At 63.0% G+C, this 11,192-nt stretch carries 4 protein-coding genes; all 4 read left to right on the top strand.

Features of this window, described 5'->3' with window-relative positions:
* The first annotated feature begins 3 nt into the window (after nucleotides 1-3).
* The 4 genes from B0293_RS25565 to B0293_RS25550 are packed head-to-tail and all read left to right on the top strand — an operon-like array spanning nucleotide 4 to nucleotide 9,816.
* Nucleotides 4-3,708, top strand: coding sequence for a hypothetical protein (locus tag B0293_RS25565; protein WP_005155554.1), 3,705 nt, complete (start codon nucleotides 4-6; stop codon nucleotides 3,706-3,708).
* On the top strand, nucleotides 3,708-6,407 hold the full coding sequence (pglZ, locus tag B0293_RS25560) for a BREX-2 system phosphatase PglZ (RefSeq protein ID WP_039917244.1): 2,700 nt from the start codon (nucleotides 3,708-3,710) through the stop codon (nucleotides 6,405-6,407). The genes B0293_RS25565 and pglZ overlap by 1 nt, the downstream gene beginning before the upstream one ends.
* Nucleotides 6,404-7,723 carry a BREX system ATP-binding protein BrxD gene (gene brxD, locus B0293_RS25555; RefSeq protein WP_039917241.1) on the top strand — a complete coding sequence of 440 codons (1,320 nt, stop codon included), beginning with the start codon at nucleotides 6,404-6,406 and terminating at the stop codon, nucleotides 7,721-7,723. The genes pglZ and brxD overlap by 4 nt, the downstream gene beginning before the upstream one ends.
* The gene (locus tag B0293_RS25550; RefSeq protein ID WP_005155550.1) at nucleotides 7,720-9,816 is read left to right on the top strand and encodes a DEAD/DEAH box helicase; all 2,097 of its coding nucleotides are present in this window, start codon (nucleotides 7,720-7,722) and stop codon (nucleotides 9,814-9,816) included. The genes brxD and B0293_RS25550 overlap by 4 nt, the downstream gene beginning before the upstream one ends.
* Nucleotides 9,817-11,192: the final 1,376 nt, after the last annotated feature.

Genomic DNA, 11,192 nt, shown 5'->3' with positions numbered 1-11,192 from the left:
AGAATGGCCGAGGAGGTGTACCTCCGGGATGTGATCCACATGCCGGAGGAGGTCAACCGGGGCGACTTCAAGATCGACCTGACCAAGGGATTCACGGCGACGGACGAGCTGGTCGACAACTATGTCGTCACTGATCAGCTGCGCGGCGCCTTCACCCAGGCCCTCGCGCTGATCCGGGCTGCAGTCCGCGACGGCAACTCTCATGCCGCTTACCTGCACGGCTCGTACGGTTCCGGTAAGAGCCACTTCCTGACCGTTCTGCACGCCGTTCTGAACGGAAACAAGACCGCACGCGACAAGCCCGAGCTGCGGAAGGTCGTCGCCGAACACGATGAGTGGCTGGCCGGTCGCAACTTCCTCATGGTGCCGTTTCACCTGATCGGGTCGGTCGACCTTGACGCGGCAATCCTAGGCGGCTATGTCAAGCATGTGCAGGACACCATGCCGGGCAAGCCGGTCCCTGCGGTCTTTCGAGACGACGCGATGCTCGTGGATGCCAAGAATCTGCGCGAGGCGGTGGGCGACGTCAAGTTCGCGGAGATGCTCGGGACCGAGGACGCCAAGCCGTCAGACCTGGACGACCTGGAACCAATCGAGGGAGCGGCTCCCAGCGTTTGGACCAGTCTAGAACTTGATAAGGCATTCGGTGCGCAGCCTGGAGATCCACGACGGGACGCTCTGGTTTCCGCGCTCCTGTCCGGTCCAATGGCCTCCTATGCCCGCGGAGCGTTAGGGGACAAGGACGCCTACATCCCACTGGAGAACGGCCTTTCCGTCATCAGCCGGCACGCGCAGCAACTCGGTTACGACGGCGTTGTGCTGTTCCTCGACGAGCTGATCCTTTGGCTGCAGGGCTACTTATCCCGCCGCGACTTCGTCAACGTTCAGGTGAACAAGCTGGTCAAGCTGATCGAGTCGGGGGACAGCGATCGACCGGTGCCGATCATTTCGTTCGTCTCCCGTCAGCGGGATCTCGGCACCCTCATCGGCTCGGACATCATGGGCTCCGAGGTCAGCAACCTCGAACAGCAGGTCCAGTATCTCGCCGGGCGATTCGACACGATCAGCCTCGAAGACCGCAACCTTCCGGCGATCGTCAAGGAGCGCGTTCTCAAGCCGCTCCCCGGCAAGGACCATCTACTCGATGCGGCCTTCAAGAACATCGAGTCGACCAAATCCAACGTCAAGGAAGCGCTACTCGACGCGAACGGCGCCACCCATGCGGACTGGTCCGACTTCCGCGACGTCTACCCGATCTCACCCGCGCTGCTCAACGTGCTGGTGGCGCTTTCGGGGGCACTGCAACGCGAACGCACTGGCCTCAAGCTTTTGCAGGACATGCTCCATCGGCGGCGCACGGACATGAAGCTGGGCGACCTCATTCCGCTCGGAGACCTGTGGGACGTCATCGCCGAAGATGCAACGGCAGCCTTCACCGACAAGCTGCGTACGGACGCCGAAGCAGGCCAGCGTTTCCACCGGAGGGTTCGCCGCTACCTGGAGGGTAGGTACGGCTCGACCACCGATGCCCGGTTCATCGCAGACGAACGTCTGGTCAAGACGCTCCTGCTGGCGTCCCTCGCTCCAGACGTGCCCGCGTTGACCCGGCTCACCGGGCAGCGGCTGGCCGCATTGAACTACGGCTCGATCACCTCACGCACTGCTCAGCCGGGCGATCTAGCGACCACCAGGCTGGGTGACCTCAAGACCGAGTTCGGCGAGCTGCGCAGTGATGGTGACGAGAACCCAGTGTTCAGCCTGCACCTGTCCGACCTCGACATCGAACCGCTGCTGGACAGCGCGAACGACGAAGACAACACCGCCAACCGGCGAAAGTGGCTACGCAGCCAGCTTTGGGAGGCGATGGGTGTCAAGGACACCGGTGTCTTCGTGAGCGAGCGTGAGATCGTCTGGCGAGGCACCAAGCGGACCGCCGAGTTCGTATTCGAGAACGTCCGCGACCCACAGTCGATGCCGGACTTCCAGTTCCGGCCCAGCCTTGACGGCGTAATCCGGTTCGTCATCGACTATCCCTTCGACGAACCCGGACGTTCACCCCGGCAAGACGCCGAGCGCGTGGAGGAATTGAAACAGCATGGCCACGCCTACCCCACCCTGGTGTGGCTGCCGGCCTTCTGGTCTGAGCAGCGGTTTAACCAGCTCGGTCGCCTGCTGAAGATCAACCACCTGCTCGAGCGAGGTAGGCTCGAAGCGGTCGCAGCAAACCGATCGGCCGAGGACCGGATCCGCCTACGCACCCAGCTCGAGGTGCACAAGGAGAACCTCACGTCGAGCCTTCGAGGCGTGCTGACTCAGCTTTACGGCCTCTCCCGCGGTGACGAGTCGAACCTCATCGACCCGGAGGGCGAACCCGGGCGAGTGCTCAGCATGTTCCCGCAGCACACTCCCCGGCTCCATGTCGGCGCTCCGTTCGAATACAACATGTTCGAACTGGCCGACAGCCTCCTGGGCGCGAAGTACCCGAATCACCCGGACTTCGATCCGAAGAAGGAACGCAAAGCTGTCACCGTCGGTGAGCTTCGTACGGCACTAAACTGGATCACCAAAGCAGCAGAACAAGGCGGCCGCGTTGAACTGGAGAAGAGCAACCTTGCCCTGATGCGCAAGATCGTGCACCCGCTCGGCTTGGGTGAGGTCCACGACGGCCCGCTCACACTGAGCAACGAGTGGCGACAGCGTATCGAACAGCACGCGGCAAGGATGCAGGTCGCAGGTGACTACTCGGTCGACGACATCCGACGGTGGCTGGAAGAGCTTGACTACAAGGGGCTCGACAAGCCAGTCGAGAACCTGATCATCTCCGTATACGCCCTGCTCGCTGATCGAGCTTGGGTCCGCGAGACCATCCCGCAAGACGCCCCAGACGTCGGCAACATCGGTCCAGGTTGGGCTCTGCGCGCACAAGAACTGCCTACCGAGGACGAATTCGAAGCAGCCCGCAACCGAGCGGGAACGATTCTGGGGGTGTCGGCTCCGGCAGCCCGATTCACGCGCAACATCACCAAGCTGACCAATAGTGTGCTCGAACAGGTCCGTGAACACGAGAACGCTGTCCACCGCCTGCACGAAGCGTTGCACAAGCATGCGTCCGAACTCGGGATCGAGACTTCATCACCACGAGTAGTGGCGACCCGGGCCGCAGCGGACCTGTTGGCCAAGCTGTTCGGCATTAGCGACTCGACAAAGCTGATCAGGACACTCGCACAGCTGCCGGACCCAGACAACGACGGTGTGCTGGCGAGGACGATCTCATCGGCCCAGTCCGTCCTGAGTGCACTCGACGCAGCAGACTTCGAACTCCTGCGAACGATCCAGCCGTATCTTGACCGTTCTGACGGCATTCGAGACCGCACCGAACGCCTGATGGCCGACATAGCGGAGACGGCCCAAGCCGACGAGCAAACCCGGCAGCTCGGCCCCATGCTGCACGGATTCCGGGCGATCGCTCTCAAGATCATCCAGGATGCCACGGCAGCAGCAGGAGCCCCGCCGGCGCCACCGCCGCCAGCACCCACGCCCACGCCCACGCCCACGCCCCAGCAGACACGCCGAGTGACCGCTGACGCGACTCCCGCAAAGTTGACTGAGACGATGGCAGCCGTGCAGCAATCGGTCAGTGAGTTCGCCAAGGAACACCCGGGTCAGGAGATAGAGATCTCGTGGCGTGTTGTCGACGGGAAGGCTTGATGGCCCAGGTTCCGCCTATCACGCGAGCAGGGATCGAGTCGCTGCTCACGCAACACAGACACGCGCTGGACAAGCAGCCAGGCCGATGCCTGGTGCTTGTCCACGGCAGGTATGAGCCTGGTGAACGCACCGAGTTCCGGCTGAAGCCGATCGAAGGTGACCAAGGCGAGCGGGCAGTGCGCGTCACCGACCAACCCTCCATACTGGGGATCACTGCCGAATGGCTGGACTACCAGCACACTGGAGCGGCCTCTGGTGTGCTGGTAATCACCACCGGTGTAGAGCCTGCCGAGCTCGACTGGGACTTGCGGGGACACGCTCTCGAGACCAGCCTGCTGCGAATCGACCCGGTCGAGAACCTGAAGTTTCGGTTCGGCGCCAATCGCTTGGACCCCCGAGTCTGGCAGTCCACCTGGCTCGTCCAGGCAGTCCTCGACGCCGAACCCACCAGTGGCTGGCCCCGCCGTGGTGGCGTGCTGACCTATGACGACGCCTTGCTGGCTCTCGTCGGACAGCGGCTTGGCGTCGACGCCGCAACTCTCGACCTCGACCGCCTGCTCGAGTGGTCCCGGAGCACCGCAACGACCAGCTGGGCTGAACTGGACAACGCTGAACGTGACGGCATCCGCAGCTGGCTCGTCGAGCGTCTCGGCCTGGCGGCGGAGGCTGTTCTCACGTTGGTCGCGGCTGGTCGAGGCCGCGACGCTCTGGCGCTGGGGGTCGTCGGCGCGGCATTAAGCGATCAATCGCTGTCGCGCGACGCCTTGGTGTCGGTCGGTGGGCTCTTCCCCGGTATCCGCTCAGATGCCGTCGAAGCGTTCGCCCTGGCGGTCGACGGCACGCTGAGCCGGTGGATCACTGCCGCCGGACCTGCCGATTCCCCTGCCCGCCATGACGTCCTCACCGTGCTTGAACGGGCCGACGAGCTGGCCAAGCAAACCGGCCTCACCGAGGCCTTGTCTAGCAACCCACTACTGCCCTCCGCATGGCGAGCACGTCTTCGTTCGGTGGGCGCGGCGCTCCCCGATCCGGAGGCTGCGAACCGCGCGCTCGGCGAACTCGGCGAACATCGCCTCGCCGAATTGTTCAGTTCTCAGAAGACCACAGCGACCATGGCCGTCCGGCTCGCACGGTGGCTCGCAACACCGGAATCCGGAGTCCCGTCCGTGTCGGCAGGTGTGCAACAGCAAGTGGCCCAATGGGGCTGGGTCGACTACGCCCTTGCTGTTCTTTGGGCAGGCGACGTGGCAGGCGAACCGGTGAGCGCCAAGGCTTACCGCGATCTCTGTGAGCAGGTTACGGCTCGACGCACCGCGTCGGACGAAGAATTCGCGCTCCGCCTGGCCTCCTGGGTTCCGCATGCTCGCGCACAGCTGTCCGAAGGCGCGTTGCTGATCGAAGACATCCTGACGACAGCCGCGGTTCCGCTGGCCGGTGACTCAGCTCCCCTGATCATCGTGCTCGATGGAATGAGCGCTTCTGTCGCGGCGCAGCTCGGCGACGAACTGAGCCGTCGGCCCAACTGGCTGGAGGCCAGCCCGGTATCCGGCACCCGTCTGGCTGCAGTGTCAGTGTTTCCGTCGATCACGACGGTGAGCAGGCCGTCCCTCTTGTGCGGGAAACCCATCGCAGGAGGCCAGTCGACAGAAAAAGACGGCTTTGCCTCGTTCTGGAAGAAGCACCACAAGCAAGCGCGACTTTTCCACGAGAACGAAGTCGGCGGCGGCGCCGGCCAGAGTCTCAATCCCGAGCTCGTTGCGGCGTTGGCAGGCGTCGAAGTCGTCGGTGTCGTACTCAACACGATCGATGACACGCTCGGCCCCGGTCGCGAGGGCGATGGGACGACCTGGCGCCTCCAGGACATCCGGTACCTGACCAGCCTGCTCACTCAGGCACGCAGCTACGGACGGCCGGTCGTCGTGACATCGGACCACGGGCACGTTCTCGAGCGTGGCCTCGCTAGCGGCCCATCCCCGGCAACTGCCGAATACGGTGGACGGTGGCGGACAGGAGCACCGGCTGAGGGCGAAGTCGCGCTGCACGGTCCGCGAGTCCTCGAAGGGAACGGAAAGGTGGTTCTCCCGTGGCGCGAGGATATCCGATACACGCAAAAGCGCGCGGGGTACCACGGCGGTGCCGCTTTGGCCGAGGTAAGTATTCCCGTCTTGGTCCTGCTGCCGTCTGTCGACGTATTACCGGACAGTTGGGCGGGATTGCCCGCTGAACAGACAACGCCTTCGTGGTGGCGGGGCAGCCCAGAGCAGGTAATTGTGGAGCCCGCTCCGGCACCCAAGGCGCCGCGTAAGAAACAAAAGGCTATCCCCGACGGGCCAGGGCTGTTCGATCATGTGCTGCCGGAGCCCATACCACCTGTGCCGGCCGTGCAGAAGACTCTTGGCCAGCAGGTAACCGCTTCGAAGATCTTCGCCACGCAAGAGAAATTCATCCGTCGTGGACCCAATAGCGACGTTGTGGCCGCCGTAATTGACAGCCTTGCCGACGCAGGCGGCAAGCTCTCGCTTGCCGCAATTGCCTCCACCGCAGGCAAAGCAGCCAGAAACATCGATGGATTCCTTGCCACCCTTCAGCGTTTGCTCAACGTGGAGAGCTACCCGGTACTCGAACTCATCGATGGCGGCCGAACGGTGGAACTCAACCTTGAGCTCCTTCGAACACAATTCGACCTGGACAAGCCGTGAATCCGGTCAGTTCAGTTCGTCGTCGCGAGGTGGTGGATGCCTTGCGCCGTGGCACAGTTCCACAGTTCGGGCTCGATCTGTTCGCCGTAGGACTCGATCGGTTCACCGGAGCACTCGACGACGACCTGAGCACGATCAAGCGCGGCGGTGCGGCCTTTCACGCAATCCGCGGGGAATATGGCTCCGGTAAGACGTTCTTCGCACGCTGGCTGGCCGAACGAGCGAAGCGAGCCGGGTTGGCGACGAGTGAGATTCAGATCTCGGAGACAGAAACCCCGCTACATCGCCTCGAAACCGTGTACCGGCGGCTGACCGAACGACTGTCTACGGCGACCCACCAACCGAGCGCGTTGCGATCAGTGATCGATTCCTGGTTCTACACGCTCGAAGAGGAGGTTCTCGACACTGGCGAAGTCGACGAGGAGGACGAAGACGCCATCGCCGAAGCCGTGGACACTCTCATGGAGCGTCGCCTAGGTGATGTCGCCAGGACAACCCCCGCCTTCGCTTCGGCTCTCCGCGGATACCGGCATGTGAAGCGTGCCGATGATGCGGCGACCGCAGAAGCGGTAATCGCTTGGCTGGGCGGGCAAAAGTCAGTGGCGGCCTCCGCGAAGCGAGCCGCCGGAGTGCGCGGAGACCTCGACCATTTCGGGGCGCTCGGCTTTCTCCAAGGCCTGCTGACCGTGCTGAAGGATTGCGGTCACCCGGGCCTTTTGGTCGTGCTCGACGAGATCGAGACCCTCCAGCGCGTTCGGGGTGATGTGCGCGAGAAGGGCCTCAACGCTCTCCGCCAGTTGCTGGACGAAATCGACACCGGCCGCTTTCCAGGACTCTTCCTGGTGATCACCGGCACTCCTGCGTTTTTCGATGGACAACAAGGCGTCCAACGCCTACCGCCGCTCGCTCAGCGACTTGCGACCGACTTCACCACCGACGCCCGCTTCGACAACCCACGTGCGGTTCAGCTCCGGCTTCCCGGATTCGACCTGAACCGGCTTGGGGAGCTTGGTCGGAACGTCCGCGATCTCTATGTCGGCGATGCCAAGGAGCCCGAACGGATCGCCGCTCGCGTGGACGACGCCTATGTCGATGAACTAGCTCGGGCTGTCACCGGCGGGATGGGTGGCAAGGTAGGTGTCGCACCACGCGTCTTCCTCCGGAAACTCGTTCAGGACGTGCTCGACCGGGTCGACGAACACGAGGAGTTCGACCCGAGGGTGCACTATCCGGTAACCGTCAAGGGCTCTGAGCTCTCAGAGGAAGAACGCAACACCGTCGCCGATGTCGACGACATCGATCTGGATCTCCCGTGAGTTCCGGAGCCGACCGGCTGCTTCCCGCGCTGGTGCACCACATCGTCAACACGCTGGGCTGGCCGGGGCTGCGCCCGCTCCAGGCCGAAGCGATCGACCCGCTTCTTGACGGGTCCGATGCGATCCTGTTGGCGCCAACAGCAGGCGGTAAGACCGAAGCTGCGATGTTTCCCCTGCTCAGTTCCATGGAAGAACAGTCATGGACGGGCCTGTCGGTGTTGTATATCTGTCCGCTTCGGGCCCTCCTGAATAACCTTCAACCCAGACTGGCGATTTATGCGGGCTGGCTCGGTCGCACTGCCGACCTATGGCACGGAGACGTCAGCTCCGGCGCCCGCAAACGGATACTCCAGGAACCGCCGGATATCCTGCTGACCACGCCGGAGTCGCTCGAGGCGATGCTGGTGTCGGCAAACATTGATTCCCGGCGCTTGTTCTCGAGCCTTCGAGCGGTCGTAGTGGACGAGGTCCATGCTTTCGCCGGCGACGACCGCGGCTGGCACTTGCTCGCGGTCCTCGAACGACTCTCTCGGATCGCAGGCCGCCCGCTTCAGCGAATTGGCTTGTCAGCCACAGTAGGCAACCCGGACGAACTGCTGAGGTGGCTTCAGGGCTCGCAACACTCCAGACCACGATCGGTAGTTGCGCCCAGCGGTGGCACGACGACCACGCCGGACATCACCGTCGATCATGTCGGTTCAATTGACAACGCGGCCACCGTCATCGCAACACTGCACCGAGGCGAGAAGCGACTGGTGTTTGTCGACAGCCGCCGACGCGCTGAAGAACTCGGAGCAGCACTACGCGCCCGCGAAATCACCACGTTCCTGTCGCACTCATCGCTCTCCGCAGACGAACGCCGCAGATCAGAGCAGGCCTTTGCAGAAGCTCGCGACTGCGTGATCGTTGCGACTTCCACTCTGGAATTGGGAATCGATGTCGGAGATCTCGATCGTGTGATCCAGATCGACGCTCCCCGGACGGTGGCTTCGTTTCTCCAGCGTCTGGGCCGGACAGGACGTCGTGCAGGGGGCACCAGAAACTGCCTCTTTCTGTGTCTCGAAGAATCAGCCGTACTCAGCACAGCCGGTCTGCTCGAACGGTGGGGAGCAGGCTGGGTGGAACCGATCGTGGCCCCGCCACACCCTCGACACATCGCCGCGCAGCAGATGCTCGCCCTCGCCCTGCAAGAGAACAAAATTGGGACGCACACCTGGCGAGAGTGGTGGGGCGACCTGCCGTTGTTCGATGAGCACCAAACCGAGATCTTTGATCATCTACTGGCCGAAGGCTACCTCGAGCGGGACGGCCCGATGGCGTTCATCGGGCTCGAGGCGGAGAAGAAGTTCGGCCGACGGCATTTCATGGACCTTCTCGCCGTGTTCAGCGCGCCACCGGAGTTCACAGTCCTGACCGGCCGAGAAGAGATCGGCCGAGTGGGGGACGATGTTCTGCTGGCCGACAACCACGACGGACCACGTGTCCTGCTTCTCGCTGGACGTGGCTGGAAGGTCGGGCACATTGACTGGAAGCGGAGGCGCTGTTTCGTCGAGCCGAGCGACCTCCCCGGCCGCGCCAAGTGGGGCGGGAGCGAAGGTGGGCTGTCTTTCGCCCTTACCCGCAGCCAGCGATCGGTCCTGCTGGGCACCAATCCCGCAGGGGTCCGGTTCACCCGCAGAGCAGCATCGGTACTCGCCGAGCTCCGCGAGAAGCACTCCGGAGACGTTGCCGACAACGCGACTGTGTTCCGGCGTTCGTCTGGCGAGCTCAGATGGTGGACTTGGGCTGGTATCGCAGCCAACCGGACGTTGCAAGCCAGCTTCCCACGAGTCGTGGATCCTCGGCAGCGGACTACCGATCAATCCTTGCGCTTGCAACCAGATCTGTCGAATAACGAATTGCTGCGCACGCTGTCAGCAAGCGCGGCGCTTTCCCCTCCACACGTCAATAAGTCCGCCCTCCATGGACTCAAGTTCTCTTCCACTCTCCCAAGCGAGCTAGCCTCTGAAACCATTTCCGAACGCCTTGCGGATCAGAGACACGCACAGTTCGTCTTATTCGAGAAACGACTATTTTCCCAAGCAGAGAACTAGGCCAGTCGCTATATATTCAGGTTTCACCTAGCAGACATAGTGCTTGTAGGAAAAGACGAGCCGACGCTCTCTTGAGAGTGAACTCTAAGCGTTCTGCAAGCAAACTTTGCCGCCCGCACCCAGGGCATTGCAAGGTCAGTTTGTGGCCTCAGTCCACGTTTACACATCTCCGGGACACATACTACTTATCACCCAACTCGCGTCAGGAGGTCATGACCCGGCACCGACTTGCGCAGCCGGGCAGTCGTGAGTGGCGAATCGCATTAGGGCGGACAGCGATTTGTATACCCACACCTGATCCGGCCCGAGGATGATCTTGATCAACGGAAGATGGGGGACGTTGAGTGTCCACATTTCCCGCATCGTCGAGCTGCTCAGTGGGTACACAAATCAAGGTCCACCAGAACACAACTTGCCACTCACGACCACCCTGACCACACGACCACCGACTCAGCCCAGCGGCGCCAACGGAAAGCCCCATTTTGGTGGTGATCAACGTCTGGCCCATGACAGAGCAGAGCACGCCCGGGTCGTCGTACACCGCCGCGGTCACCTGGACGGCCCCGCTGTCCGAGTGGCTGCCCGACGACGACGTAGTCGCGGCCGGGTCGAACCGGCTGACGGACGGTGGCACGCAACGTGTGGGAGATAACGTGGGTGCCGGTCGGCAGATCGTGATGCAGTGCCAGAGATTCCGGGCAGTCCAGCACTACCCACACGAGCGCGTCCGCGACCGGCTCGGCACGGGCTTCCGAGCCGAGCCAGCGTCAAGGATGCAACCGGCCTGCTCGACATAGTCCAGCTCGCTCTCGAAAACGAGACCGGACCGGTTGTTCGCGCGCAACTGGCCGCCACCGATGCCCTGCTAAACAGGATGCCGCTCTGCACGTCGAACGATGGTTCGGGATGGCCGCCGCGCGCAGCTTGCGACTCATCGGGACAACTCCCAGCGGCTACGACACCACGTCGGATACGGTCGCCCTGGTCGGCGAACTCCTCCTGGCCTCGCTCACGGGCTAAGCCTTGGCCAGTCGCGCCTTTGTCGTCGACACGGCAGACTTCACAACAACACCTCCACCTACCAAGACCTGAAGGTAGGTCCACGCGACCACTCAAGCCGCGGAACGCCTTCACGCCGAAGTCACGTATCAGCCGCGACACGCCCGAACCCGGGAGCGAGGTTGACGTGACCCATACCGTGACCCGAACCTCGGGCGAACCGCGTGATCAGTGAGGTCACAGAGGTTCATCGCGATACAGAAGTCACAGGTAGAGGCCATAGTCAACGCTGTCACCCTCCCTCCTGAAGCGGGTGTCGCAGGTTCGAATCCGGCCCGGGGGCACAACACGTCGACCGCAACCCCGAGTGACACGCC

It is taken from the genome of Amycolatopsis azurea DSM 43854 (genome assembly GCF_001995215.1).
Taxonomy (GTDB): Bacteria; Actinomycetota; Actinomycetes; order Mycobacteriales; family Pseudonocardiaceae; genus Amycolatopsis; species Amycolatopsis azurea.
This window is presented reverse-complemented; position numbering and strand designations above follow the sequence as displayed.

Excerpts from the sequence above, each read along its gene's own strand:
- B0293_RS25565 (WP_005155554.1), top strand. The coding sequence starts at position 4 with ATGGCCGAGGAGGTGTACCTCCGGGATGTGATCCACATGCCGGAGGAG.
- pglZ (WP_039917244.1), top strand. The coding sequence starts at position 3,708 with ATGGCCCAGGTTCCGCCTATCACGCGAGCAGGGATCGAGTCGCTGCTC.